General features: G+C 41.5%; 1 protein-coding gene. It reads right to left on the bottom strand.

All coding sequences use genetic code 11. The features are described 5' to 3' along the window. Nucleotides 1-318 (bottom strand): T9SS type B sorting domain-containing protein (locus L1S35_RS13235; RefSeq protein WP_236401463.1); only part of this gene is annotated, 318 nt, incomplete at both ends.

Raw genomic sequence — 318 nt, forward strand, 5'->3', positions numbered from 1 at the left:
TCAAAGATGAAGATTTTTGCCTCATCTAATCCAACAACATTCCAAGTATCATGAATGCCGTCTCCATTCGGAGTAAAGTAATGCGGATAATCAATAATATAAACCTCATTTATAACTAACTCCTCACAACTGTAGGCAATATTGCCTTTGGCATCCCAAACATGGATAACGTGCGTACCCATGCTAACGCCCTCAAAAACATTACTATCCTGTCTTGGTCCGTCATCCAAACTGTACTGATAATCCGGTGCTCCATAACCTTCTACTGTCACCGTAATAACCTGTGTATCGCTAAAGGCGCCGGTTACCGTATAACCA

The organism is Flavobacterium anseongense, assembly GCF_021608185.1.
Classification (GTDB): Bacteria; Bacteroidota; Bacteroidia; order Flavobacteriales; family Flavobacteriaceae; genus Flavobacterium; species Flavobacterium anseongense.